Origin of the sequence: Caproicibacter fermentans (assembly GCF_014303955.1) — a bacterium.
Lineage (GTDB): Bacteria > Bacillota > Clostridia > Oscillospirales > Acutalibacteraceae > Caproicibacter > Caproicibacter fermentans.
This window is the reverse complement of record NZ_CP060286.1, coordinates 2,127,169-2,153,650: the sequence shown is the minus strand read 5'-3', so window position 1 is coordinate 2,153,650 and position 26,482 is coordinate 2,127,169. Positions and strand designations below refer to the sequence as shown.

At 58.9% G+C, this 26,482-nt stretch carries 22 protein-coding genes and 3 other annotated features (1 of these 25 cut by a window edge); of the genes, 11 read left to right on the top strand and 11 right to left on the bottom strand.

All coding sequences use genetic code 11. From position 1 onward, the window contains the following. Positions 1–131: a binding site (T-box leader), on the top strand (it extends 76 nt beyond the left edge of the window). A 44-nt stretch (positions 132–175) separates the two neighbouring features. The 4 genes from cysE to ybaK are packed head-to-tail and all read left to right on the top strand — an operon-like array spanning position 176 to position 4,064. Next, a complete protein-coding gene (gene cysE, locus HCR03_RS10595) occupies positions 176–850 on the top strand; it encodes a serine O-acetyltransferase (protein ID WP_187034202.1) in 675 nt (224 codons plus the stop codon). 14 nt (positions 851–864) lie between these two features. Then, positions 865–2,271, top strand: coding sequence for a cysteine--tRNA ligase (cysS, locus tag HCR03_RS10590; protein ID WP_156991289.1), 1,407 nt, complete (start codon positions 865–867; stop codon positions 2,269–2,271). 55 nt (positions 2,272–2,326) lie between these two features. After that, positions 2,327–3,547, top strand: a complete 1,221-nt coding sequence (locus tag HCR03_RS10585; RefSeq protein WP_187034201.1) for an NRAMP family divalent metal transporter — start codon at positions 2,327–2,329, stop codon at positions 3,545–3,547. Positions 3,548–3,578: 31 nt separating this feature from the next. Then, positions 3,579–4,064: a Cys-tRNA(Pro) deacylase gene (ybaK, locus tag HCR03_RS10580; protein ID WP_187034200.1), complete on the top strand. Its 486-nt coding sequence runs from the start codon at positions 3,579–3,581 to the stop codon at positions 4,062–4,064. Between the two features lie 81 nt (positions 4,065–4,145). On the opposite strand, the gene HCR03_RS10575 is transcribed toward ybaK, so the two are convergent. Then, positions 4,146–5,840 (bottom strand): carbon starvation CstA family protein, encoded by a 1,695-nt coding sequence (locus tag HCR03_RS10575; RefSeq protein WP_187034199.1) that lies wholly within the window; start codon positions 5,838–5,840, stop codon positions 4,146–4,148. Between the two features lie 90 nt (positions 5,841–5,930). After that, positions 5,931–6,184 (bottom strand) — a binding site (T-box leader). A gap of 201 nt (positions 6,185–6,385) precedes the next feature. Then, positions 6,386–6,626 (top strand) — a binding site (T-box leader). Between the two features lie 52 nt (positions 6,627–6,678). Between HCR03_RS10575 and ilvB the strand changes: the two genes are divergently transcribed. Genes ilvB through HCR03_RS10550 form a run of 5 tightly spaced genes read left to right on the top strand, consistent with a single transcriptional unit; the run spans position 6,679 to position 10,905 of the window. Continuing rightward, positions 6,679–8,355, top strand: a complete 1,677-nt coding sequence (gene ilvB / locus HCR03_RS10570; RefSeq protein WP_187034198.1) for a biosynthetic-type acetolactate synthase large subunit — start codon at positions 6,679–6,681, stop codon at positions 8,353–8,355. A 2-nt stretch (positions 8,356–8,357) separates the two neighbouring features. Continuing rightward, positions 8,358–9,587, top strand: coding sequence for a threonine ammonia-lyase (ilvA, locus tag HCR03_RS10565; protein ID WP_228724942.1), 1,230 nt, complete (start codon positions 8,358–8,360; stop codon positions 9,585–9,587). Positions 9,588–9,601: 14 nt separating this feature from the next. Then, positions 9,602–9,982 (top strand): RidA family protein, encoded by a 381-nt coding sequence (locus tag HCR03_RS10560; protein WP_187034197.1) that lies wholly within the window; start codon positions 9,602–9,604, stop codon positions 9,980–9,982. Positions 9,983–9,995: 13 nt separating this feature from the next. Continuing rightward, a complete protein-coding gene (locus tag HCR03_RS10555; protein ID WP_187034196.1) occupies positions 9,996–10,445 on the top strand; it encodes a VOC family protein in 450 nt (149 codons plus the stop codon). Then, the gene (locus HCR03_RS10550) at positions 10,432–10,905 is read left to right on the top strand and encodes a GNAT family N-acetyltransferase (protein WP_187034195.1); all 474 of its coding nucleotides are present in this window, start codon (positions 10,432–10,434) and stop codon (positions 10,903–10,905) included. The genes HCR03_RS10555 and HCR03_RS10550 overlap by 14 nt, the downstream gene beginning before the upstream one ends. Before the next feature lie 7 nt (positions 10,906–10,912). On the opposite strand, the gene HCR03_RS10545 is transcribed toward HCR03_RS10550, so the two are convergent. After that, positions 10,913–11,719 (bottom strand): putative ABC transporter permease, encoded by an 807-nt coding sequence (locus tag HCR03_RS10545; protein ID WP_187034194.1) that lies wholly within the window; start codon positions 11,717–11,719, stop codon positions 10,913–10,915. Positions 11,720–11,775: 56 nt separating this feature from the next. Then, a complete protein-coding gene (locus HCR03_RS10540) occupies positions 11,776–13,161 on the bottom strand; it encodes an MATE family efflux transporter (RefSeq protein ID WP_187034193.1) in 1,386 nt (461 codons plus the stop codon). 121 nt (positions 13,162–13,282) lie between these two features. Here HCR03_RS10540 and prmA point away from each other — a divergent pair, with 121 nt between their 5' ends. Beyond that, a complete protein-coding gene (prmA, locus tag HCR03_RS10535) occupies positions 13,283–14,209 on the top strand; it encodes a 50S ribosomal protein L11 methyltransferase (protein ID WP_187034192.1) in 927 nt (308 codons plus the stop codon). A 95-nt stretch (positions 14,210–14,304) separates the two neighbouring features. On the opposite strand, the gene HCR03_RS10530 is transcribed toward prmA, so the two are convergent. The 7 genes from HCR03_RS10530 to aroF form a co-directional block, all read right to left on the bottom strand. After that, on the bottom strand, positions 14,305–16,059 hold the full coding sequence (locus HCR03_RS10530; RefSeq protein ID WP_187034191.1) for a methyl-accepting chemotaxis protein: 1,755 nt from the start codon (positions 16,057–16,059) through the stop codon (positions 14,305–14,307). Positions 16,060–16,343: 284 nt separating this feature from the next. Further along, positions 16,344–17,459: a prephenate dehydratase gene (pheA, locus tag HCR03_RS10525; RefSeq protein ID WP_066650393.1), complete on the bottom strand. Its 1,116-nt coding sequence runs from the start codon at positions 17,457–17,459 to the stop codon at positions 16,344–16,346. A gap of 44 nt (positions 17,460–17,503) precedes the next feature. Beyond that, positions 17,504–18,571, bottom strand: a complete 1,068-nt coding sequence (gene aroC / locus HCR03_RS10520) for a chorismate synthase (protein ID WP_066650193.1) — start codon at positions 18,569–18,571, stop codon at positions 17,504–17,506. After that, the gene (aroA, locus tag HCR03_RS10515; protein WP_187034190.1) at positions 18,558–19,781 is read right to left on the bottom strand and encodes a 3-phosphoshikimate 1-carboxyvinyltransferase; all 1,224 of its coding nucleotides are present in this window, start codon (positions 19,779–19,781) and stop codon (positions 18,558–18,560) included. Before aroA ends, aroC begins: the two co-directional genes overlap by 14 nt. Then, the gene (aroB, locus tag HCR03_RS10510; protein WP_156991278.1) at positions 19,778–20,833 is read right to left on the bottom strand and encodes a 3-dehydroquinate synthase; all 1,056 of its coding nucleotides are present in this window, start codon (positions 20,831–20,833) and stop codon (positions 19,778–19,780) included. The genes aroA and aroB overlap by 4 nt, the downstream gene beginning before the upstream one ends. Then, positions 20,830–21,669 (bottom strand): prephenate dehydrogenase, encoded by an 840-nt coding sequence (locus HCR03_RS10505; RefSeq protein WP_066650198.1) that lies wholly within the window; start codon positions 21,667–21,669, stop codon positions 20,830–20,832. The genes aroB and HCR03_RS10505 overlap by 4 nt, the downstream gene beginning before the upstream one ends. A 60-nt stretch (positions 21,670–21,729) precedes the next feature. Continuing rightward, positions 21,730–22,755 (bottom strand): 3-deoxy-7-phosphoheptulonate synthase, encoded by a 1,026-nt coding sequence (aroF, locus tag HCR03_RS10500; protein WP_066650394.1) that lies wholly within the window; start codon positions 22,753–22,755, stop codon positions 21,730–21,732. A gap of 500 nt (positions 22,756–23,255) precedes the next feature. Here aroF and HCR03_RS10495 point away from each other — a divergent pair, with 500 nt between their 5' ends. Then, positions 23,256–24,938 (top strand): sensor domain-containing protein, encoded by a 1,683-nt coding sequence (locus HCR03_RS10495; protein ID WP_187034189.1) that lies wholly within the window; start codon positions 23,256–23,258, stop codon positions 24,936–24,938. Position 24,939: 1 nt separating this feature from the next. Here HCR03_RS10495 and aroE read toward each other — a convergent pair whose 3' ends face one another. Continuing rightward, positions 24,940–26,283, bottom strand: coding sequence for a shikimate dehydrogenase (gene aroE, locus HCR03_RS10490; RefSeq protein ID WP_166525172.1), 1,344 nt, complete (start codon positions 26,281–26,283; stop codon positions 24,940–24,942). Between the last annotated feature and the right edge of the window lie 199 nt (positions 26,284–26,482).

Below are 26,482 nucleotides of genomic sequence, written 5' to 3'. Positions count from 1 at the left end.
GCCATGCGGAGGAACGAAATGCGTCCGCGAGCATGCGGGGGGAACTTTCAGTATCCCCGCACGGGCAGCCCCGTTACCGGCATTCATGAGAAATAAAGCGGAGTGGAACCGCGGCAGACGCCGCCTCCGTCCCCTGTTTGGGGACGGAGGCGGCTTTTTTCCACAGGAGGTTTTTATGTTTTCCAGTCTCAAGGCAGACCTTGATTCCATCATCGACCGCGACCCCGCCGCGCGTTCCCGGCTGGAGGTGTTTTTCCTCTATTCCGGGTTCAAGGCGGTCCGTTCCTATCGAATCGCCCACTGGTTTTATGAGCGCAATCACAAATTCATCGCCCGGTATCTTTCCCAGAGGTCGCGGCATAAAACGGGGATTGAAATTCACCCGGGCGCAAAAATCGGCAAAGGGCTTTTTATCGATCACGGCATGGGCGTGGTGATCGGAGAAACTTCTGAAATCGGCGACTACTGCACCCTGTATCAGGGCGTTACGCTTGGCGGAACCGGCAAAGACCACGGCAAGCGCCACCCGACGCTGGGCAGCAACGTGCTGGTCGGCGCCGGAGCGAAGATCCTCGGTCCCTTCCATGTGGGCGACAACGCGCGCGTGGCGGCGGGGGCGGTCGTTCTGGAAGAAGTCCCGGCGAACGCCACGGCGGTCGGCGTGCCGGCGCGCATCGTTCGCCTGGACGGAGTGCGCCCGGCCAATCTGGATCAGATCCACATCGGCGACCCGGTCTCCCAGCAGCTCTGCTACATGGGGGTGGAACTTCGAAAGATCCATTCACAGCTTGACATGATGGAAAAAACCGTCTCGCATCAGGACGGAAAAAGAGCGGCGAAAAGCTCATAAAGGAGGACAATCAAATGAAAATTTACAACACGCTGACAAGGCGGAAAGAGGAATTTGTTCCAATTGAGCCCGGAGAGGCAAAAATCTACGCCTGCGGCCCGACCGTGTATAATTATATCCACATCGGGAACGCGAGACCGATCTGCGTGTTCGACGTGCTCCGCCGGTACCTGGAGTACCGGGGGATGAAAGTAACCTTTGTGCAGAATTTCACCGACATCGACGACAAGATTATCCGGAAGGCGAACGAGGAAAAAACCGATTATCTCACGGTGTCGCAGCAGTACATCGAGGAATACCGGACGGACGCGGCGGGACTGAACGTGCGCCCCGCGACGGTTCATCCGCTCGCGACGGAGAATATCGATGAAATCATCTCCATTATTTCTGACCTGGTCGAAAAAGGCTATGCCTATCCGGCGGAAAACGGGGACGTTTATTTCCGCACGCTGAAGGATTCCGGTTACGGCAAGCTGTCGCACCAGCCGCTGGACGACCTGAAATCCGGTGCGCGCATCGCGGTCGGCGAACACAAGGAGGACCCGCTCGATTTCGCCCTGTGGAAGGGTTCAAAGCCCGGGGAGCCAAGCTGGATCTCCCCCTGGGGGCACGGAAGGCCCGGCTGGCACATCGAGTGCTCCGCCATGGCGCGCCGGTACCTCGGCAAAACGATCGATATCCACTGCGGCGGGCAGGACCTGATCTTCCCGCACCACGAAAACGAAATCGCGCAGAGCGAGTGCTGCAACGGCGTGCCGTTCGCACACTACTGGATGCACAACGGCTACATCAATGTGGACAACAAAAAGATGTCGAAATCGCTCGGCAATTTCTTTACCGTGCGGGACGTAGCCGAAAAATACGGGTATGAGCCGATCCGCTACCTGATGATTTCCTCGCATTACCGCACGCCGATCAATTACAGCATCGAGATCATCGAGCAGTGCAAATCCGCTCTGGACCGGCTTTATCACTGCCGTGAAAATCTTGAATTCCTGCTCGGACACGCTCCGGCCGGGGAACGGGAGGGCGAACGGGAACTGCGCCGCCTGTTCGAGTCCCGCCAGGACCGTTTCATTGAGGCGATGGAGGACGACCTGAACACGGCGGACGCGATTTCCGCGCTGTTCGACCTTGCGAAGGACATCAACACAAACCTGACGGCGGAAAAGAATCCGTCCAAAGACCTGTGCCGCACCGCCCTCGATTTATTCAACGATCTCGCGGAGGTGCTGGGCCTGCTGTACGCGAAAAAAGAGACCGGCGCCGATGAGGAGATCGAGCGGCTGATCGCCGAACGGACAAAAGCGCGCGCCGAAAAGGACTGGGCGACGGCGGACCGTATCCGCGACGAGCTGAAAGCCCGCCGTGTGGTGCTGGAAGACACGCCGCAGGGCGTGAAGTGGAAAATCGAAGGATAATTACACAGGAGCACAAACACCCCCGCGGGCATAAACTGCCCATGGGGGTGTTTTCATGTTTAACAGGAAACGCGGTCCCTTTTTCCTGTTCCTGTTTCTTGGGCCGGGCATGCTGGCCGCGATGGCCGACAACGACGCGGGCGGAATTTTATCCTATGCCCTGACGGGCGCAAAGTTCGGCCCCGCCGTATTTGTTCCGCTGACGTTTTGCCTGATGCCGGTTACATACACCGTTCAGGAAATGGCGATGAGGCTGGGAGTCGTTTCAAACGCGGGTTTTACCCGGCTGCTGCGGGAGCGGTACGGGCGTGGATGGATGGTCTGCCAGATCGTCGCGCTGATGATGGAAAACCTCCTGACACTGCTGACGGAATTTGTCGGGATGTCCGCGGGCCTTCATCTGATCGGTCTGCCCCGTGTCCCGGCGGTGCTGATCAGCACCGTCCTGGTTTTTTCGATTACTTTGCTCAGCGGGTACCGGAAAAAAGAACGCATGGGCCTTTTGATCGGAATGTATAATCTGGTGTTCCTTTTTCTGGCATTCGCCGTGAAGTCCGGCGTTGGCACGATGGAAAGCCTTCGCCTTTCCTCGGGCGGGGATTTCCGCTGGTACGCGGCGGCGCTGATCGGAAACGCGGTTGCGCCGTGGATGATTTTTTATCAAAACTCCGCCTACGCGGACCACGGCGCCCGGTCGCGCCGCATCCGGGACGGCAGAAAAGACGTCTTCGCGGGATGCGTCTGTCAGGTTGCCGTTGCGGCGGCGCTGATTTTCGTCGGTTCCTCCGTTTTCGGGATCGTGCCGAATCTGGAGGCTGCCGGGCCGGCTGAGCTGGTTTCGGCGCTCTCCGCGCGGGTTGGCCCGCTCGCGGGGATTCTGTTTGCGCTGGGTTTGTTTAACTCCGGGCTTCTTGCCGCAATCACCGTATCCCTGTCGTCGTCGTTCAGCGTAGCGGAAGCGTTCGGCTGGTCGAACAGCCTGAACGACAGCGTCCGCGACGCGCCCGGGTTCTATGCCGTTTACGGAATCAGCGTGCTGGCGGCGGCCGGCGCGGTTTTGATTCCGGGCCTGCCGCTGAACTGGGCCGCCGTTTTTGTTCAGGTCGCGGGCGGCGTTCTGATGACGCCGGTGTTAGTTTTTCTGACTCTTCTGACCTCCAGCCGGCAGGTGATGGGCGAGTGCGCAAACACGGGGGCGCAGAAAATTCGCGCGTGGTTCTGCGTTGCCGTTCTGACGGCGGTCTGCGTCTTTACTTTTCTCAGGGCGGCGGTATAATAGAGGGGAAACAGCAAAAGGGGATTTTTAAATGGCGAAGGAAAACAAGACGAACGTCATGCGGATTCTGGAAGCGGAAAAGGTCGCTTACCATCCGTACTATTATGAGAATCACGACGGCAAAATCGACGGCGTTTCCGTCGCGGCAAAGCTGGGGCAGGATGTCGACCACGTGTATAAGACCCTGGTGACCCGCGGCGCTTCCGGCGGTTTTTTTGTTTTTGTGGTACCGGTTGCGGAAGAGCTGAACCTGAAAGCGGCGGCGAAAAGCGTCGGGGAAAAATCCGTTGAAATGATTCATGTGACGGAGATCAACAAGGTTACCGGATATATCCGCGGCGGCTGTTCCCCGGTCGGGATGAAAAAACAGTATGTCACCGTTCTGGACGCAAGCTGCGAAGCGCTGGAGAGCATGATCGTCAGCGGCGGAAAAATCGGCACGCAGGTGGAGCTTTCGCCGAAGGACCTGATGCGCGTTGCCGGCGCGAAGACCGCGCCCGTCGCGATCCGTCCGTGAATCGGCGAACCGAATGGAAAACCGGCGGCGGGGGTGTACCCGCTTCGCCGGTTCTCTCAATATTGGAGGAAAATATTCCAATCAGGTCGCTTTTTCAGCGACGGATGGTGTAGTCTTGCTGGGTTCTTTTCCGAACAGCTTCTGCAGGCAGTGGAACGCAACCATAACCGCCAGCGACATCAGCAGCACCGCGACGATCAGCTGGAGCCCGTCGGTCAGGAACACGAATTGCCCCGCGCCGATTTTACGGAAAATATTGACGACCGCCATAACCAGCGCGGTCATGGTGACGACCAGCATCATGGACATCGGGATGTAGAGCATCCAGCCCTGACGGCCCGTTGTTTTCAGGAACACCGCCAGCGCAATCAGCACGAGCGCGCCGAGCAGCTGGTTGGCCGAACCGAACAAAGCCCAGATGTTATTGTATCCGCCGAGCGAAAGGGCAAAGCCGAAAATCAGCGTGATAATGGTGGAGACATACTTGTCGGTCAGAAATTTTGTAACCGGGGTGTGCGCCTTGCCGTCCTCGTCGTAAAGCAATTCCTGCATCGACATGCGGCCGATGCGGGCGACGGAGTCGAGAGTCGTCAGGCAGAGCGCGGAAACACACATCGTCATGCTGCAGGTCGCGACATATTCCGACATGCCGAACTTCATGAAGAATCCGGCGACGCCCGCGGAGAAAATCTGGAACGGCGTGCCGCCGGGCAGCTTCCCGTTTGTGGCGGCGGCGCCCGCAACCACAATGGCGGCGACCGCAAGCAGCGATTCGACGATCATCGCGCCGTAGCCGATGCCGAGCATATCTTTTTCATTTTTCACCTGCTTGGAGGAGGTCCCCGATGAAACAAGGCTGTGAAACCCGGAAATCGCGCCGCAGGCGATGGTGACAAACAGCATGGGGAACAGCATTGTCCCCTTGACGTTAAAGGAGGTGAAAGCCGGCAGGTTCATGCTGGGATTCGTCATAAAAATCCCGACGACCGCGCCGAGGATCATGCTGATGAGCAGGAAAGAGCTCAGGTAGTCGCGCGGCTGCATCAGAATCCACATCGGAACCACCGCGGCGAAGAAAATATAGGCGAACACAACCAGACGCCACTGCGCTTTGTCAAGATAGACGGGCAGTGCCATTCCGGCGGCCATCATGGCGAAGAACAGAACAAGCCCGACGAGGAACAAAACGCCCTGGTTGGGCTTAACATATTTCATGAAAAGGCCGAACAGAACCGCGCCGAGAATATAAAACAGGGAAATGGAGCCAGCGGCGGCGCTTGGTCTGCTGACCTGGCCGGCCACGGAAAAAGCGTTAAACGTGGAGGCGACCATGTCGCCGAAGGCGGCGATGACCAGCAGCGAGAAAATCCAGCAAAAGGTGAGGAACAGTCGCTTGCCGGTTTTGCCGATATACTGCTCAATAATCAGGCCGATCGATTTGCCCTCGTTTTTCACGGAGGCGTACAATGCGCCGAAGTCCTGAACCGCGCCGAAAAACACGCCGCCGACCAGAATCCATAAAAGCGCCGGCAGCCAGCCGAACATCGCCGCGATGATCGGTCCCGTGACAGGGCCCGCGCCCGCAATGGTGGAAAACTGGTGGGAAAATACAATTCCCCTTGGGGCCGGAACATAATCCTGCCCGTCCTCATGAACATAGGCGGGGGTTTTTGCGTCCGGGTCGATCCCCCATTTTTTTACAAGCCATCTGCCGTAAAAAAGATAGCCGCCGCCCAAAACGGCAATGGAAACGATGATGATAGCCAATCCGCTCATAATGCTTTGCTTCCTTCCTCAATCGTCACAGGTTCGTCAGAATACCGTTTGCGCGGGAAACTAAAAAATCCCCCGTCTCTGATTTTTTAAATCAGAGACGAAGGATTGTTCTCCGCGTTACCACTCTGCTTGCCGCGTCGTCGCGGCCACCTCAACCGTATCAGGCGGGCCCACCAAATACGTCCGATTCTAACGGGTCGGAACCGTCCGGATCTAATCGGCGGGTGCCTTTCAAACCGGCTGCTAACGGGTGATGTCATATCGGAACTTCCTGCCGCTTCACACCCCCAGCGGCTCTCTGAAAAGGAGTTGGAACCGTACTTTTGCCCGCTCACTGCATTTTTTGATATTCTGTTGTGCATCATCTTAGCACGGGGATTTTCCATTGTCAATTATTTTTTTGCATTTTAGAAATTATTCGCAGAAAAGCACATTACATTCAATGAAATTTGTGAAGTTCGACGAAATTACTTCTTCGTTAAAAAATAAAAGAAAATTCTGTTGACAAATCGCCGAAAGTCAAATATGATTATAAAAATATATTTTAAATTGCGTTGATAGGGAAGGACTGCGGGTCCCTCCGCATTCAGAGAGCTGCCGGGTGGTGCGAGGCGGCGCGGAGTCTGCACGAAATCGCCCTTGAGCAGGAGGCTGAAAGGTTTGCCGAGTAAGCCGTCCCGGAACTCCCCGTTACAGGAGGGCGCATTGTTGGATGCGTGACGAGATGCCGCCGTTTTGGCGGCGGATAAGAGTGGTACCGCGGAGCTTTCAGCTTTCGCCTCTTTGGAGGCGAAAGCTTTTTTTATTGCCGCGCGGCGAGAGAGAAGGAGGAGTTTTGATGATGCTGACCGGAGCCCGAATCCTGATGGAATGCCTGCTGGAGCAGGGGGTGGATACCGTTTTCGGCTACCCCGGCGGAGCAGTGCTGAACCTTTACGACGCCCTGTTTGAATACCGCGCCAAAATCCGGCACGTCCGCACGGCGCACGAACAGGCGGCCGCCCACGCGGCGGACGGATATGCCCGTGCGAGCGGAAAAACGGGGGTCTGTATCGCAACCTCCGGCCCCGGCGCGACGAACCTTGTCACCGGCATCGCGACGGCCTATGCGGATTCCGTTCCGATGGTCGCGATTACCGGAAATGTCGCAAGGCCCCTCCTGGGCAAAAACAGCTTTCAGGAGGTGGAGATTACCGCCATCACCCGTCCGGTGACGAAAAAAAGCATTCCGGTGCAGGATGTTTCGGAGCTGGCGAACGTAGTGCGCGAGGCCTTTTTCCTTGCAAATTCCGGACGGAAAGGCCCCGTGCTGATCGACATCCCGAAGGATGTTTCCGCACAGACGGCGGAATATGTTCCCGCGCCGCGCCGCAGCCCGGAGCAGTCTCCGCCGCCCTCCCGGGAATCTCTTCGGCGCGCCGCCGCGATGCTGACGGAAAGCGAAAGGCCGCTCCTTTACGGAGGCGGCGGAGTGATTGCCGCGGATGCGGAACGGGAATTCGCTCGTCTGGCAGAGACGCTTGACGCTCCGGTTTCCTGTTCCCTGATGTGCCAGGGAGGCTTCGACCAGAAGGATGCCCGCTACCTCGGCATGCTGGGGATGCATGGGACGAAGGCCTCGGCCGAGGCGATGAAAAACTGCGATTTGCTGATTGCGGTCGGAACCCGCTTTTCAGACCGCGTGCTGTGCGACGCGGGGCGGTTCGCCAGAAACTGCCGCATTCTTCAAATCGATATCGACCCGAAGGAATTCGGCAAGAACGTGGGGGTGGACCTGCGGCTTCAGGGAGACGTGAAAGCTGTTCTGGGGGAGCTGCTGCCCCTTTTGACGCAGCGGCGGCATGAAACCTGGATGCAATGCGCCGAACAGTGGAAACGGGATTACCCGATGCGGCAGCAAGGGCAGGGGGCGGAGGATGTTCTGCCGCAGGACGTGATGGAAGCGCTTTGCCGCCTTGCCGGGCCGGAGGCGATTCTGACCACGGAAGTTGGCCAGCACCAGATGTGGGCGGCGCAGTTCGCTTCTTTCCGGAATCCCAGAACCTTTCTGACTTCCGGCGGGCTGGGCACCATGGGCTTCGGCCTCGGCGCGGCGATCGGCGCGAAAACGGCGATGCCGGAACGCACGGTCGTCAACATTGCGGGGGACGGCAGCTTCCGGATGAACTGCGCGGAGCTTTCCACGCTTTCAAGGGAACGGATTCCGGTTTTAGAGCTGATTTTTTCCAACTCCACCCTCGGCATGGTGCGCCAGTGGCAGAAGCTGTTCTACGGCGGACGGTTTTCCGCATCAGACGTAGAAGACGCGATCGACTGCGAAAAATTGGCTCAGGCGTTCGGCGTGCGCGCGATGACGATTCATTGCAAATCGGAAATTGAGCAGGTGCTCAGCGAAGCTCTGAACTGCGGCGAACCCGTGCTGGTGAACTGCCCGGTCGGCAAAGACCTGAATGTTTTGCCGATGGTTCCTTCGACCGGTTCGGTGGAAGAGCCGATCCTGGCAATGGACGAATGAAGATGGTAAAATATACACGACAGGATGTGGATGAGATGACGCTCGAGCAAATCAAGGAAGCTGCCCGCGCCCTGGAGGGCGTGGTCCGCAGGACGGACCTGGTAGAGGCCCCCCGTATTCATCCGGAGGGACAGGTATATCTCAAGCCCGAAAACCTGCAGGTTACCGGGTCCTTTAAGGTCAGGGGGGCGTACCATAAAATCAGCCGCCTGTCCGAAGAGGAAAAAAAAAAAGGCGTGATCGCGTGCTCCGCCGGAAACCACGCGCAGGGCGTGGCGCTTGCCGCCGCAAAAAGCGGAATCCCGGCGCTGATCTGCATCCCGGAGGGCGCTCCGATTTCCAAGGTGGAGGCCACAAAGTCCTACGGGGCTCAGGTCCGATTGGTCAAAGGCGTGTACGACGACGCCTACCGTGAGGCCTGCCGGCTCCAGAAGGAAAGCGGCGCGGTGTTCATCCACCCGTTCGACGACCCGGATGTGATCGCCGGGCAGGGAACCGTGGGCCTTGAAATCATGGAACAGCTGCCGGACGCCGACGCGGTGATCGTTCCGGTCGGCGGGGGCGGGCTGATTTCCGGCGTCGCCTGCGCGGTCAAATCTCTGCGGCCCCAGTGCAGGGTATACGGTGTGCAGGTAACCGGCGCACCCTCCATGGCGCGGGCGCTCCGGAACAAAAAAATAGAGCCGCTCCCGCGCGTTTCAACCTTTGCGGACGGAATCGCCGTCAAATGCCCGGGGCAGCTGACTTACGGGATGTGCGAAAAATATGTAGACGAAATCGTCACCGTGACGGACGATGAAACGGCGGCGGCAATTCTGGCACTGATGGAACAGCACCGGCTGATTGCGGAGGGCGCGGGCGCGGTCGCGGTCGCGGCCGTAATGTTCAATCGGGTGGACGTGCGGGGCAAAAAAACCGTCTGTCTGGTTTCCGGCGGGAATATCGACGTGACCATTCTGTCGCGCGTGATCAGCCGCGGACTGACCCGCGCGGGCCGGCAGGGCAGGCTGGTAGTCGAACTGGTCGACAAGCCCGGCGAGCTGCGGGAGGTTTCCGCCGTCATTGCGGAGCTGGGCGGGAATGTTATTTCCGTCCGCCACGACCATTCCGGCGACGAGGCGGATATCACCGCCTGCACGCTTTCCATCGGCGTGGAAACACGGGACCGCGACCATCTGAACCGAATCCGCGACGCCGTCGTGCGCGCGGGGTACCACATTCTGGACAGCTGAAAGGAGAACTTATCATGAAAAAAACCGTATATACCGGCAAGGCGCCGGAAGCGATCGGCCCGTATTCCCAGGCGGCCGTCGCAGGGAACCTGGTGTTTACGAGCGGGCAGATTCCCATTGTTCCGGAAACCGGAACGATTGCGCAGGGTGATATTTCCGCGCAGGCCGAACAGTCCATTCAAAATGTGGGCGAAATCCTCAAGGCCGCGGGCGCGGGATTCGGCGACGTGGTCAAAACAACATGCTTTTTAAAGGACATGAATGATTTCGCGGCGTTTAACGCCGTATACGCCAAATACTTTACAGGCAAACCGGCCCGCTCCTGTGTTGCCGTCCGTGAACTGCCTAAGGGCGCGCTTGTCGAGGTGGAAGCCGTCGCGGTGCTTGGCGAATAAAGGGGGAAGCGTAATGGAACCCGTGGTGGACCATATTCATCTTACCGTAAGGGATCTTGACCGCGCCGAACAATTTTACGACCGGTTTCTTCCCCTGCTGGGGTTTGAACCGGATGAAAAGGAATATGACGCTGTGGTGGAAAACGAGTACCGAATCGTTGAATATCACCACAGAAACGGCTTTTCCTTCGGAATTGTCAACGCAAGACCGGCTTGTTCCGGAGAGCCGGTAAACCGCAGAAAGCCCGGCGCACTCCATCACCTGGCTTTCCACGCGCCCAGCCGCGCGGAGGTGGACCAGCTTTATGAGAAGGTAGAGGCTCTCGGAGCGGAAATTGTGCACTCCCCGAAATTCTATCCGGAATACTGTGCCGACTATTACGCGTTTTTCTTCAAGGATTCCGAAGGCATTGAGCTCGAAATCGTCCATTACGGAACGGAAGAGAAAAATGAAACTTTATGAGATTACGGAACTGAACCGGAAAGAAGCAGTCGCGTTTCTCACGCGTCAGTGGGGGTCGGACGTCATGGTGTCGGGCGGCCGCGCCATCCGCCTCTCGGCGCTGGACGGCTATGTCACTGTGGAAAACGGAAAAATCACGGGGGCCGTTACCTACCTTGCGGAAAACGGAGCGTGTGAAGTCGTTTCGCTTGACAGCGTGAACGAAAACCGGGGAACCGGAACGGCGCTGCTCTCCGCCGCCGTCCAAGCGGCGAAGGAGAAAGGCTGCCGCGCGGTATACCTCTATACCACAAACGACAATACCCGGGCGATGCGTTTTTACCAGAAACGCGGTTTCGATATGACGGGGTTCTGCCGGGGCGCGGTCGATCGGGCGCGAAAAATCAAACCTGAGATCCCGCCGACCGGGGAGGACGGAATCCCGATCCGGCATGAAATCAGGTTTGAGCTGTTCTTCTAAAAACGGATCAGCCCCGGCGGATGAACCTGCCGTAACTTTGCAGACGGTCGCGGATGCGCTGAAGCGATTCGTTGTTTTTTACGGTTCGCATGGTTGGGAACGCGCGGATGATGCGGCGCTGAAACAGGTGAAAATCGGATTCCAGCTTTTCTTTCCGCTCGTAAAGCGCGCTCAGGCGCGCTTTTGTATTTTCATCCAGACGCGCGGTGATCGAGTCCTGAAGGACTTCCAGCTTTTCCACGCTCGCCGTGTGCGCCTTTTCCTTGATTTCGTCCAGAACCTGCTGCAGCTCGGCCAGCTTTCCGTTCAGGGTGGTGATTTCCATGACGGACAGCACGGTATCCGCCAGCAGATAAAGCGCCAGCCCGCCCGAAAGGAACGGAAGAACCTTTGCGGGAATCAGCCCCAGCCAACCGAGCAGCAAAGGCTGGAAATAATAAACGGCGGCGACGCTCATGATTCCGAACATCAGGCTGTTTTTCAGGCAGACCCGCCCCTGCAGCTGAAACCGCTGGTCGGAATAATCCCAGTATTTGGCGTGGAACAGCGCCTCCAGCAGAAAGCCCGTCCCGTATTCGACCAGGCTGGCCAGAAGAGCGCCGGAAAGAAACAAAAGGAACACCCGGTCCTTCAGCGGCGAGAGGATCAGAACGGTAAGAATGGCCCCGGAGCCGTAAATCGGGCAGAACGGTCCGGTCAGAAACCCGCGGTTAATCGGTTTGCCCGCGGGAACGGAACAGTAAATGCTTTCGGCCGCCCAGCCCAGAAAGCTGTACAGCAGGAACAGAAGAAACAGAATCCGGATATCGTTCATTTGTTTTTCTCCTACCTTGAATTCAAAGTACAGTGTACCGATTCGGGAGGAGTTTGTCAAATAAAAAAAGATACTGCCTTTTTCAGAAGAATCAGCACATAATAGAGCAGCGCGCCCGACACCGCCGGAAAGACGATCCAGCCGAGGATATCCACCTTCAGCTCCGTCACCTTCAGAAGGCGGCTGATGCTGAGCGAGGCGTTGTATATTTCGCTGAAAAACAGGATGGCAAGGTAGGCGCGGATCCCGTAGACGGGGATCAGGGCGCTGATCAGGGCGACGCGCATCATGGAATCGCTGAAGTTGTATTTGAGGGAATACATCTGCTGGTCAAGCCCCTTGAGCATGTTGTCCACCACGTTGTCGAGGTACATCAGAGGGACGATCGGGGCCATGATGCGCAGGATGTTTCCCGCCTGTTCGTTTCCGAAAAAGATCCTGCCGATTTCGTCGGCGAACACGATCATTCCCGTGCTGATCAGAAAGCCGAACATCAGCGTGGTCCGGAACGCGTGCTCCGCGGAATAACGCACCGTGCCGCGCTTTCCCCGCGCCGCCGCTTCGGCGATTTCGGGAATCAGCAGCATGGCGACCGAGCTGACAAAGGACATCGGAAAATAAATCACCGGCATCACCATGCCCTGCATCACACCGTACTGCGCCAGCGCCGCGGTTCCGCCGGCGCCGTATTTGCGCAGGCCGGCCGGAATCAGCAGATTTTCCGCGCTGAACAGGGAGCTGCGCAGAAAAGAGCCGACCAGCATCGGGCCCGCAATATGTAAAATGTTGTGCAGCACACGCGTTTTTGTTCCGTCCTCCTGTGCAAAGCCGTGCCGGCGGACATAGAGAAGAAACGCGGCGGCAACATAGGCGCACGCGGCCACCTCACCCAGGGTGTTGCCGATCATGAGCGACTCCAGCTCCGGCAGGGAGGTGCGGGTCAGAAGAAGATAGGAAATCCCGATTGTCGCGACCTGTTCCCACAGCTCGCCGACCATGGGAACAATGATATTGCGGTTGGCAAAGAAATACCCTTTCAGGCACGCGCAGACCGCGATGAACGGAAGTCCGGGCGCGAGAAGGCGCAGCGGCGCGGCGGCCTCCGGGGCACCGATCAGGCGGCAGGCCGCAAAGTCAGAAACGGCGAGCAGAACCGCGCCCGCGGCAAAGCTCATGGCCAGCGCGAAGCACAGGCAGCCCCGCAGGTACCGCCGCGAGCCTTTTCCCTCCGCGACCATGCGCGTGACCGCCAGACCGATTCCGGAGGTGCAGGCCGTGATGCCGAGCGAGAAAATGGAGAAAATCAGCTGGTAAACCCCGACTCCGCTCGCGCCGATCCAGGAGCAGATGCAGGAACGGAACCACAGGCCTGAAAACCGCAGAACGACGGAACCCAAAGTCATAAAGACCGCATTTTTGAGGAATACGCGTTTTTGATTCATCTGAGTCCACCTTTTTATCTTTTACTCAAATGTATTCGCGTATTGGGCAAAATAAGTCTGTATTTTTTTTGGGGGCTCCGCTATAATGGTAGAGAGATCATCAGAAACGCGGAGGAAACGAATGGACTGGACGGAAGTAAAAATCACGGTGGACGCGGCCGATGCGGACGCGGCGGGCGACATCGCGCAGATGACGGTGCCGTACGGAATTTATATGGAGGACTATTCCCATTTGCAGGAGGAGGTCGGGCAGATCGCGCACATCGACCTGATCGACGAGGAGCTGTTAAAAAAAGACCGCTCGAAAGCGGTCGTGCATGTTTATATCGCGCCGGAAGACAGCCCCGCCGAGGCGATCGCGTTTTTAAGCGAGCGGTACGCGTCCGAGGGAATCCGGCATCAAATTGAAACGGCCTCCTGTGCGCAGGAGGATTGGATGAATAACTGGAAGCAGTATTTTCACCCGATTCCGGTCGGGAAGAAGCTGCTGATCCGGCCGGACTGGGAGCAGACCGATAATCCGGAGGGCCGCGTGGTGCTGGACCTGGAGCCGGGCATCGCGTTCGGAACCGGCACGCATGAGACCACGCGCCTGTGCATGGAGCTTCTGGAGGAATTTGTCACGCCCGGATGCGCGATGCTGGACGTCGGCTGCGGCAGCGGAATCCTCTCCGTTGCGGGTCTGCTGCTCGGCGCGGAACGCGCCGTCGGGGTGGATATCGACCCGCTCGCGGTCAAGACAGCGGGTCAGAATGCGGAACGCAACCATGTGGAAGACCGGTTCACCGGCATTTGCGGCAGTTTGACCGACCAGGTGGAAGGCACGTATCAGCTTGTCGCGGCGAATATCGTCGCCGACGTGATTCTGGAACTGCTCAAAAACATCGGGAACTTTATGGCCCCCGGCGCGGTGCTGATTTTAAGCGGCATCATCGACGAGCGGGAGCAGGATGTTCTGGATGGACTTAAGGATTCCTTTACGGTGATTGGCCGCAAAGAGGAGCGCGGCTGGGTGGCGCTTGCCGTGAAGCAAAAGGAAGAGATTTAAAATAGCTTTCGCGGCGGATGATGGGTATGCCGGAGCGCAAAATAAACTGGAAACGCCCGCCGGATTTCCCGGCGGGCGCTTTGTATGGAAGAAGCTCAGACGTACTGTGCTTTCAGGCGAAAACGGGTCAGCAGATTCTCCATCTCCCGGGCCTGCTCGTTCAGCTTCTCACTGGTCGCCGCGCTTTCCTCCACGGCGGCGGAGTTGTTCTGCACGACGCCGGAAATGCGGTCGATGCCCTGCGTCACCTGGGTGACGGCCTGCGCCTGAAGCTCGGAGGCCTTCGCGATGCTGTTGATCAGCCGGATGGATTCCGAAGAATCGCCGATCACGGAGTTGATGGTTTTTGCGGTGTCTTCGGCAATCTCCACGCCCCGCCCGACGGCCGCCACGGTGCTGCCGATCAGGTCGGTGGTGTTTTTCACGGCCTGCGAGCTTTTCGCCGCCAAACTCCGAACCTCGTCGGCTACAACGGAAAAGCCTTTTCCGGCTTCTCCCGCGCGGGCGGCTTCCACAGCGGCGTTTAATGCGAGGATGTTGGTCTGGAACGCGATATCGCTGATCGTCTTTACGACCTGGCCGATTTTTTCGGAGGTCTCGCTGATTTCCTTCATGGCGGCCAGCATCTGCTCCGTCTTTTCGTTGCCGGCCTTGAGCGACTCGCCGGCTTTGTTTGAAATTCTGCTCGCGGTCTCGGCGTTCTTTGCGTTTTGCGTCACCTGGCGGCTGATTTCGGCAATGGTGGCGGAAAGCTCCTGAATGGAGGCGGCCTGGTTGGTCGCGCCCTGCGCCAGCTCTTTTGCTCCGGCGGAAACCTGATTCGAATTTCCGGAGACCTGCTCAGCGGAATCGTGAATGGACGAAAGCGTCTGGCTCAGCGAGTCGGTGATGCGCGAAAGTGCCTCGCCGATCGGCCTGAAATCCTCGACGTATTCATAGGACTGATCCATGCTGAAATCGCCCTGGGACATGTTTGAAAGATGCTCTGTAATATCGGTGATGGAGCCGTGGAGCCGGTCGATGGTCGCCTGCGCGGTTTTGGCGAGAATGCCTGTTTCGTCTTCCGTATCGATCGCGGGAACGGGCGTGTGGAGGTCGCCCTGCGACAGCAGGCGGAGACGCTCGGTGATGAGCTTCAGAGGTTTGGTAATGGAGCCGGCGACGGAGAGGATGAGCAGAATGCTCAGAATCGCCGCCGCGATGCTCGAAATGAGGAGCAGCAGCATTGCGTTGGTCTTTTTCCGGTTGCAGTCGTTCAGCTCCGCCTGAACCAGCGGGGTCATGTCCTCCTGGTAATTCCCGGTGCTGATGTACCAGCCGTACGGCTCGAATTTCTGCGTGTAGGCCCGTTTTTGAAAATTGCCGGATTTGCCCGGTTTGGTAAACCAGAAATCGGTAAAGCCGCCGCCCTTGTCGCCGGCGGAGATCAGGTTCTTAATATAGTAGTTTCCCTTTTCATCCTGATTGCCCAGGCGCATTTGTCCCTCATAATCGGCATTCATATGCACCACGCATTTGCCGTCGGACATATCGGCCCAGAAATATCCGCCGCCGTTGTTGTAGCGCGTGTTGCGCACGAGCGTTTTGGCGGTTTCCAGAGCTTCCTGCTCAGAGATCTTTCCCGATTTGTAGCGGTTGTAATTTGCGGTCAGCACCCCGATCATGCTCTGAACCTCGGTTTTGATCAAAGTGTCGAGCCCCTGCATGGTCGAGTCGGAAATCGTTTTGTACGCCGCGTTCAGACTTTGATAAGACAGGAAAGACTGAATCAGGATAATACACGAAATCAGAATGCTGAAGGACAATACCAGCTTTGATTTCAGACGCAGCTTTTTGAATCTGCTTTTCATAAGGCGTCAGACTCCTTGCAATTAAATTCAGCGATGTTTGTTGATGGGATCGTTGCAATAAAGACCGAATTACGACGAAATGCTTCCTTGATTACCGCATAAATTAGTGGTTACTTACAAATGCGCTTTATTTTGTTATTCTATTTTAGTAAAATATTAATAATAATTCAATTCGGAAAAATAACAAATTACGGATAGGAATTTTGTAGAAGAAAATAATAAAAAAAGACCCCTGTAAAAAATACAGGGACCTTTTCTGCCAAATTGCATGATAATTTTGTACTTTATTCTAATTCAGAGTAATTGCCGAGGAAGGAGAAGCGGGTAAGCTCCTCCGAAAGCGCGCAGAGCAGGTCCAGGGTTTTCGGGTCCGCGACGGAACCGGAAAAATCCAGATAGAAATCATATTCAAAATTCCGTCCGGGAATCGGGCGGGATTCGATCTTTGTAAGATTCAGTCCGGAGGCCGCGAAACGGGCCAGAACGGTGTAAAGCGTGCCGGTGCGGTGCGGCACGGCGAAACAAAGGCTGATTTTGTTCGCCTGCGGCGGAATCAGCAGATTTTGTCCGATCGCGATGAAGCGGGTGCGGTTGCCGTCGGAATCCTGAACGTTCCGGTCCAGAATGTTCAGGCCGTATTGCGCCGCCGCGTGCTCCGAGCAAAGGGCCGCCGTTTTGCGCTTCCCTGCCGCAAGCTCGGCCGCCCCCGCCGTGCTGGAGCATTCCGCGGAGGAAACCCCCCGTTTCTTCAGGTATCCGGCGCATTGCCGCAGTGCCTGCGGGTGGGAATAAACCGTTTGAATCTCATGAAGTTCCGTTTCACGGGATGCGAGACAGTGCCGCACCGAAAGGCTGATTGCGGAAACAATGGAAAACCGGTACTTTAAAATCAGGTCATAGACCTCGTTGACGGATCCGGCGGAGGAGTTTTCGACCGGCAGGACGCCGAGATCCGCCCGGCCATTTTCAACTGCGGCGAAAATTGAGGGAAAGTCCGGAAAAAAAACGGGTTCCGCTTCCGGGTAGAGGCGGGAAAGCGCTTCGTGCGAATAGGAGCCCTTTTCGCCGAGACAGGCGACCGAGCGCGGCTTGTTCGGAAAACGGGAGGCCTTCAGCACCGCTTGCCTCAGCTCTGTTCCGCTGCCGAGGGCGCTGTGCTGGGCTTCCCGGCTCATTGCCATCAGGTTGGAATAAAGGATGCGGGCCTGTCCGCCGTACTCCCCGGCCTTTCGGCAGACGCCGTCCAGAATTTCCAGTTCCCGTGTTTCATTGAAAATCGGAAGTTCCTTTTGCCGCTTGACTTCCGCGACCTGCTTTGCGCATGCCATCCGTTTCAGGAACAGTTCCAGCATGCCGTCGTCGATTTCGTCGATCTGTTTTCTCAGTTCTTCCAGTGTCATGTCAACAGCTCCATTCCCGGCGGCGCGCCGGTTTCCATTCATGATTACAGCAGATTCATGGCGGCCAGCGCGGCGGCGGCTTCCACCGCGGGAACCGCGCGCGGAACGATGCAGGGGTCGTGCCGGCCTTTGACCGCCAGTTCTTCGGCGGCGCCGCTGTTCAGATTGACACTGCGCTGAAGCGTGCCGATGGACGGCGTCGGCTTAAACGCGGCGCGGAAGACCAGCGGCATCCCGGTGGTGATGCCCCCGAGAATGCCGCCCGCGTGATTTGTCTCTGTTCGGACCGCTCCGTCTTTGTCAAACAGAAACGGGTCGTTGTTTTCGCTTCCGAAAAGATCGGCCGCGGAGAAGCCCGCGCCGAATTCCACGCCCTTGCACGCGGGAATGCCGAACAGAATCGAGGAAAACAAAGATTCCGCCCCGTCCGTCAGCGGGCCGCCCGCTCCGCAGGGAAGGCCGCAGACGGCGCATTCGACCACGCCGCCGACGCTGTCCAGCTTTTGCCGCGCGCGCTCGATTTCCCCGCGCATGGCGGCTTCGGCCTGCGGGTCGACGGTGGGAAAGTAGCGGGAAGCCAGGTCGTCGAGAATAGAAACGGGAATTTCCGCCGGGTCGAACGGCGTGTCGGATACGCCGTGAACCGACAGGACATGCGCCCCGACCGCGATGCCGCGCCTCCGCAGAATCTGGCGGCAGACCGCCCCGGCGAATACCAGCGGCGCGGTCAGACGGCCCGAAAAATGCCCGCCGCCGCGCACATCGTTAAAGCCGCCGTAGCGCACACGCGCCGTGTAATCCGCGTGCCCGGGGCGCGGAACGTCCCGCAGGTTTGCATAGTCGCCGGAGCGCGTGTTGGTATTCTCAATTACGGCGCATAGCGGCGCGCCGGTTGTGCGCCCGTCCAGCAGTCCGCTCAGGATTTTCGGCGCGTCCGCCTCTTTCCGCGGCGTGGAGGACGCGTCCCGCCCCGGGGCGCGGCGCGCCATCTGGAGGGAGGCTTTCTCCAAATCGACCGCCTCGCCCGCGGGCAGCCCCTCCAGCACGGCGCCGATCGCCGGGCCGTGGCTTTCGCCGAAAACCGTCAGCCGGATCCGATTACCCCAGATCATTCGCTTTTCCTCCCAACGCGTTGTAATCCCGGAAAAAATCCGGGTAGCTTTTCCGGATGCTTTCGGCGTCCGTCACGGTGACGTTCCCGTCCGCCCGAAGCGCGGCGATTGCCATCGCCATCACGACGCGATGATCGTTCCGTCCGTTAGCCGTTCCGCCGCGCAGCTGCGGGGACCCGTCTATGATAAGTCCGTCCGCCGTTTGTTTTACCGCCGCGCCGACGGCGGAAAGCCCGTCGGCCATCGCGGCGAGCCGGTCGCTTTCCTTCAGGCGCAGCCGCCCCGCGTTGCGAATCACCGTGCGCCCTTTCGCGAGCGCGGCGGCTGCGGCGAGAACCGGCACCAGATCGGGAATCTGGGAAGCGTCGATTTCGATTCCCCGCAGCTCGCCCGGTTCGGCGGTCAGAATGCCGCCGTTCCAGCCAAGGCGCGCGCCGAAGCGGCGGAACAGCTCCTCCGCCGCGCGGTCGCCCTGCGCGGAATCGGGCCGCAGGCCATCCAGCTCCACATGCCCGCCGAGAGCCCCCGCCGCCAGAAAGAACGCGGCCTGGGACCAGTCGCGCTCGATTTCGCAGCGGCAGGGGAGGTATTTCTGGTTTCCCGGCACTTTCCAGCCGGTTTCGGATGAAAAAATTCCGACGCCGTGCTCTTTCAGAATTTGTACCGTCATCTCCGCGTATCCGGCGGATTCCAGCGGGGAGGTCAGAACAATTTCACTGTCGCCGCCCAGAAGGGGGAGGGCGAGCATCAGCCCCGTGATGAACTGGGAGCTGACGTTCCCGGGCAGGGAAAAGACGCCGGGCTTCAGCCCGCCGGAAATTTTCAGCGGCAGTCCGCCGCCGCTTTCGCAGGTTACTCCGTGCGGGGGCAGGCATTTCAGGTAAACCCCCAGCGGTCTTTCGGGAAGCCGCCCCCGCCCGGTAAAGACGGCCGGGATTCCGAGCGCCGCGGCGACCGGAATCAAAAACCGCAGAGTCGAACCGGATTCCCCGCAGTCGGCGCGGGCCGCTTCCCCGCGTTGCGCCGCATTCAGCGCGGCGAGCGCCGAACGGGTCGCGGCAAGGTCTTCGCTGACCGCTTCGCCGGTGGGAAGGGGGTCCGGCACGCCCGCGAGAAACGAGCAGATCATCGCGCGGTGCGCCGCGCTTTTGGAAACGGGAACCCGAACCCGGCCGCCGAGCACGGCGGGAGCAAACCGGACCAGACTCATGACAGGGCCTCCATGAACCGTCCGAGCTCCGCACGAGGAATCGGATGCAGAAAACTTTCGCCGATGTGCCTGAGAAGAACCAGATTGATGTTGTCCCCGCGGCTCTTCTTGTCAACCTGAGTGGCTTCCCGGATGAGATCCGGGTCCGCCGGGTCGGATACCGGCATGCCGTATTCCGAAAGGACGCGGGCGATTTTTTCCGCTGTTCCGGGTTCCGTCAGACCCGCCGCCTCGCCGCACCGGCTCATCATCACCATGCCGATCCCGACCGCTTCGCCGTGCGTCAGGTCCTTGTAGGCGTGCAGCTTTTCCAGCGCGTGGCCGAACGTGTGGCCGAAATTCAGCAGCATCCGGTCGCCGTTGTCCAGCTCGTCCCGTTCGACGAATTCCCGTTTGATGTCCACGCACCTATATATGATCGGCTCGATCTCGTCTTTGACCCCGCCCGCCGCGATCCTCCCGAACAGCTCGCCGTCGCGGATACAGCCGTATTTGATCGCCTCGCCCAGTCCGTCCGCGAAAAACGCGTCCGGCAGGGTCGAAAGCGTATCCGGATCGATGAGAACCAAAGACGGCTGGTGAAACGCGCCGACCAGATTCTTTCCCTGTGGAAGATCGACCCCGGTTTTTCCGCCGACGGAAGAGTCGATCTGCGCGAGCAGGGAGGTTGGAATCTGCAGAAAGCGGATTCCCCTTAAATAGGTTGCGGCGGCGAATCCGGCCATGTCGCCCGTCACCCCTCCGCCGAGCGCGACGACGAAATCGCTCCGCGTCAGCCCCCGGTCTGAAAAAGCGGCGTACATTCCAAGAATGTTGGTCGTCCGCTTGTGCTCTTCCCCCGCGGGAAAGGGGAAGACCGAGGACTGAAATCCGGCGGCTTCCAGGGATGAGGCCACGGCGTGCGCGTAGATCGGCCCCACGTTGGAATCCGTGACGATCACGGTTTTCGCGCCGCCGGGAAACACGCGGGCGGCCTCTTCGCCGGCGCGGCGGAGGCAGCCGCGTTCAATCAGAATTTGATAGGGCTTTGCGGTGTTGATCTTCAGGTTCATGCTTCTCCCAGCCTTTCCTTAATCAGACGGCCCTCCCGCAGGAGGAAACGCAGGGCCTCGGCGTCGTTTGAGCCGACCGCGTCGCGAATTTCCCGCAGGTTTCCCATCAGCGTGTCCAGCTCTTCGGTCAACGCCTCGCGGTTGTCCAGAAACAGCTCGGCCCACATGGATTCGTTGACGCTCGCGACCCGCGAGACGTCGCGGTAGCTTCCCGCCGAAAAACCGGCGTGCCCCGGGCACCGCGGGCTTTTGACATAGGCGCAGGCCAGCGCGTGGGGAAGCTGGCTGGTAAAGGCGATTTCGCGGTCGTGCTCTTCCGGCGTGGTGACGACGGTTCCGCCGAAGCCGAGCTCGACCGCGACCGCCGTCATCAGGTCGACCGCGCCGCGCGGCGCGCCGCAGGGAACCAGCAGGTAGCTTGCGCCGGAAAACAGGTCGGCGTCGCTGTTCGCGAAGCCGCCCTTTTCCTTTCCCGCCATCGGGTGGCCACCGATGTAAATCAGCCCGTGCTTTTCCGCGATTTCCGAAAGGCGCGGGCTTAAAAACGATTTGACCCCGCACACGTCGGTTACGATGCAGCCCGGGCGAAGGGCGGAGGCGTGCTCCTTTAAAAAGTCGATGTCCGCCTGGGGGTAAAGGCAGAGGAACACAAGATCCGCAGCGTTCAGGTCCTCCGGAGTTGCCTGCCGCCGGATGGCTCCGCATTGGAGCGCGGCGTCGATCACGCCGGGGTCGCTGTCGATGCCGGTGACCCTGCAGTCGCTGTATTTTCGGAATGCTTTCGCAAGCGAACCTCCGATCAGCCCGAGCCCCGCGACGACGATCTTTTGATTCATGGGAAGATACCCCCTTCTGCTTTCTTTTTGATTTCACACATTATAGCAGAAAAGCGGCGGTTAGTCCAATGCTCTTCCGAAGGCCAGCGCCTCCGCTTTCAGCCGGGCGGCGGTCTGTTCAAACTGGTCGGGCGTCAGGGACTGCGCGCCGTCCGAAAGGGCCTTAGCGGGATTGTTGTGGACCTCGATGATCAGGCCGTCCGCGCCGGCGGCCACCGCGGCGAGCGCCAGCGGTTCCACCAGCCAGGAGTGCCCGGAGGCGTGGCTGGGGTCCACAACGACGGGAAGATGGGAACAGCGCTTTAAGATCGGAATGGCGGAGATGTCGAGCGTGTTGCGCGTGTAGGGCTCGAACGTGCGGATTCCGCGCTCGCAGAGGATGACCTGATTGTTGCCGCCCGCCATGATATACTCCGCGCTCATCAGAAGCTCTTCGATCGTGTTCGACAGGCCGCGTTTGAGCAGAATCGGCTTGCGGATTTTGCCGAGCTCCTTAAGCAGCTCGAAATTCTGCATGTTGCGCGCGCCGACCTGAATCACGTCGACCCCGCTTTCGAGAAACAGATCGATGTGCTTTTCGCTCATCAGCTCGGTGACGATGGGAAGTCCGGTTTCCTTCTTCGCTTCGCTCAGAAGCTCAAGCCCCCCGGCTTTCAGTCCCTGAAACGAATACGGAGAGGTGCGGGGCTTGAACGCGCCGCCGCGCAGGAAGGAGGCGCCCGCCGTTTTGACCCGCCGCGCGATGCCGCAGATCTGCTCTCTGCTTTCCACCGAGCACGGGCCCGCGATCAGGGAAAGGCCTCCGCCGCCGATTTTCTGCCCGCCGGGCAGGGTTACGACCGTATCGTCCGGGTGGAACTTCCGGTTTGCCTTTTTGTAAGGCTCCTGTACGCGCTTGACGCTTTCCACAAGCTCCTGCGCCGCGACGGAGTCGATGTCGATCGCGGAGGTGTCGCCGATCAGGCCGAGCACGGTGCTCTGCGTCCCCACCCAGGTGTTCACCTTAACGCCGTATTCTTCGCGAAGGGACGCGCAGAAATCACTGATCTGCTGCTGTGTGCAGTCCGGTTTCAGTACAATAATCATTTTCTGTTCCTCCTGATTCTGACGGACGGGCGGCAACCCGGCGCCTCCGGGAGCAAAAAGCCCCCGATGGGTATAAAAAAACGGCGGGGCTGCTGCCAGCTCCGCCGATATGGACTCTGTCAGGGCAACGGCCGAAATCGTTACGGCCTGCGCCCCGCGGCACGGGAAAGCTCACAGTCAGTTTTCAGGCATACGCGATAAAACCCATCCGCAAAAGAATAGCGGGGGTATCCGTAAAACGTAAATCGCGCGCTGAATGAAAACTTCATGAAGGAATTTCCTTTCTCCGTGTCTTTTTTGTATCATAATACAGCATTCGGGCTGTGTCAAGCTTTTTTCGCTGCTCCGCTTGCGGGAAGAGGTTCCGTCCGGTAAGTTTCAATAAAATAATTTCCCAGCGAAAATATTTTATGTGATACTTGAATTCTTTCCGGTGTGTTGATAGAATATAAGCAAGTATTTACCATGATATGGAAGTTGACCGGAAGGAAGCAGCTGGAATGGGGAGTTTGAATCTGGAACAGCTGATCGACGACCTCGGATGCAGCCTGCTGTGCTGCAAGCCGGACAGCCGGCTGTCGATCCTGTATGCGAGCAAAGCCTTTTTCAGGACCCTTGGGTATGCGAAGGACGAGATCTCCGCATTGCTGGAAGAAGGCCCGGAACCGGTCCTTCGAAACAATCCGCCGGTCGACTGGGAGCGTATTAGGGAAGAAATCAGGGCAAAGGGGTTTGCAAATCCGGAGCTCCGTCTGATTAAAAAGGACGGGCATCACATCTGGGCTTCCTACCGGGTCAGACTGCAGAAGGATCAGGACGGCGCAGAGTTTTTCAGCGGCGTGTTGGAGGACATTACCCTGCGCAGGCGTTCCCGCAGACAGCGGCTGGAACAGGCGCAGGAGCTGGAGGCCCTGACGGCCAACGTCCCCTGCGGCGTGCTGCGCTGCAGGAGCGACGAATTCCTGACGCTGAATTTTGTCAGCGAGGGATTCTGCCGCATGACGGGCTACCGCAGGGATGAGATCGCCGCGGAGTTCGGCAGCCGCTTTATTCAGATGATCTATGAAAAAGACCGCGACCTTCTGCTGCGGCAGGCGGGCGGCCGCATGAGGCGCGACGGGGCCGCGGAGCTGACTTACCGGATTATGGGGAAAAGCGGCCGCCTGATCTGGGTTCTCGACAAATCCAGAGTGCAGGAGGACTGCAACGGGAACGTCTGGCTGTACAGCGTGTTGATGGATATCACGGAGACCCAGAAGGCGCAGGAAGAGCTGGCCGCCACCGAAGAGCGCTACCGTATGATTCTGGAGCACGCAGCCGATCCGGTCGTTGATTTCGACCTGAAAACCAGCCGTATCTATTATTCGCCTGCTTTCACGGCGAGATTCGGGACCGGATTCCCGCAATACGGCAATCTGATGGCGGATTTGCCGGAGCTTTCGCTGATTTATGAGCCGGACCGGAGAAGGCTGACGGAAAAAGCGGACCGGCTGCTGCACGGAGAGGTTCTGGAGGACGACGAATTTCGCTTTCTCGGGGCGGACGGCGTTTATATCTGGTGCAACGTGCACCCGGCGGCCTTTTTGGACGAGCAGGGGAAAGCCGCGCGCCTGATCGTCGTCATCTCCGACATCGACCGGCGCAAAAAGGAGTCGATCGCCCTGCGGCAGCGGGCGGAGCACGACCTGCTGACCGGCCTTTACAACCGGGTTACGGCGGTCGGCAAGATCGAAAAGGTGATAGCCCGCAGCGAAAGGGAAGAGCGCCATGCCCTTTTTGTCATCGATATCGACAACTTTAAGAATGTGAACGACCGCCTGGGGCATCTCAAAGGCGACGAGTTGATCGTGGAAACGGCGGCGCGGATCAAGCGGCTGTTCCGGGAGGAGGATATCGTCGGACGCATCGGCGGGGATGAATTCGTCGTGTTCCTCCGCGGCATTACCTCCGTCAATCTGGTGGTGAAAAAGGCGGAATGCATCGGGAACGCGTTCCGGGAGAACAGCATCTCCGGACCGGTCTGCGTTTCGGGAAGCGTCGGGATCTCCTTTTATCCGTATGACGGAAACTCCTATGAGGAGCTGTTCCGGAAGGCCGACGCCGCGATGTACGCGGCGAAAAAGAGCGGGAAGGATTCGTTCCGCGTTTACACGAGCGAAATCGACGAGATTGCGCGGAGCTGAGTCAGCGGACGGGTTCCAGCGCTTTCAGCACCAGGCGGGCCGTTTCTTCCGGCGAGCCGTCCGCGGGCACGGCTACATCCGCGCGTTCCCGGTAAACGGGCAGGCGCGCGCCGTAGAGCCGCTCCAGTTCCCCGCCGCCGTCCCGCAGAAGAGGGCGCGTCCGGTCGCCTTCCAGTCTTGACCGCACGGCGTTCAGGGACGCGTCGAGCAGGATGACGGTACCGCCGGAGCGGAGCGCCCGCGCGTTTTCCGGGTCCAGCAGAGCCCCGCCTCCGGCGGCGATGACCAGCCCCGTTTTCCGTGAAAGCTCGCAAGCCGCTTCCCGCTCCAGGGCGCGGAATCCGCTTTCGCCCCGTTTCGTGAAAATCTGCGCGACGGAACAGCCCTCCTTTTCTTCAATCCACTGGTCCATGTCGAGAAAGCGGCGGCCGGTTTGTTCGGCCAGGAGCCTGCCGACGGTTGTCTTTCCGCTGCCCATGAATCCGCACAGAACGAGATTCCCGAATTTCTTCTTCATTTCCAGCACGGCGTCCCCGCAAAGACGGCCGATTTCTTCCGCGCGAAACCGGGCGCCCGTCCAGATCGTCTGTGCGGCGGCGGCCTGCCACACCAGCATGGCCATGCCTCGGACCGCCGGAATGCCGTTTTTCTCCGCGAGACGGATCAGCATGGTTTCGTCCGGATTGTAAACCGCGTCGAACACGCAGCCCGCGCGCCGGATCAGGTCTTCCTCGGCCGCGCAGGAGTTGACGTTCGGGTACATGCCGGCGGGCGTCGCATTGACCAGAAGGTCCATCCCGCCGGAAATTTCGCCGATCGGGCAGGCGTCCGCCGCCGCTCCGGGAATTTTGCGGGTCAGATCCGCGCAGAGCTCTTTGGCGGCGCCAAGGGAATGCTCCCTTGCCGCCACCGTGACCCGCCCTCCGGCGAGCGCGGTTTCGAAGGCCATGGCGCGCGCGGCTCCGCCCGCTCCGAGGATGACCGTGCGGCAGTCCCGAAGAAAGACTCCGGCGTGTTCCAGCGCAAGACGGAAGCCGTCGCCGTCCGTTGTGTACCCGGTGAGTTTTCCGGCTTCGTTTCTTACGGTGTTGACCGAGCCGGTCAGCAGAGCTTTTTGGTCGAGCGAATCCAAAAAAGGTATAATGGCACGCTTGTGGGGGATAGTGATGTTGAATCCGTTCCACTCGCCGCGCCCGGAAAGAAAATCGCCGAGCGATTCCGGCGCGACGTCGAGGGCGGCGTACCGCGCGGCGGTGCCGGAAAGGGAGAAAAGGCGGGAATGAATCAGCGGGGACATAGTGTGGCCGATCGGATGGCCGAGGACGGCAAAATGCAAGGTTTCCAAATCAAACGACCCCCAAGAAATAAAATCAAAAAAATGATTGACAAAGCGAAGCATTGCTAATAATATGTGGATAGGCATTCAGAACCCGGGACTCCAGGGTAAATCACCCTGTGCAATTTTAGCACAGCCGGGATTCCTTTGTCCACACTGGGATTTTTGTTTTGCACATGAGTGATTTTTTTAAGATCTAAGGAGGATA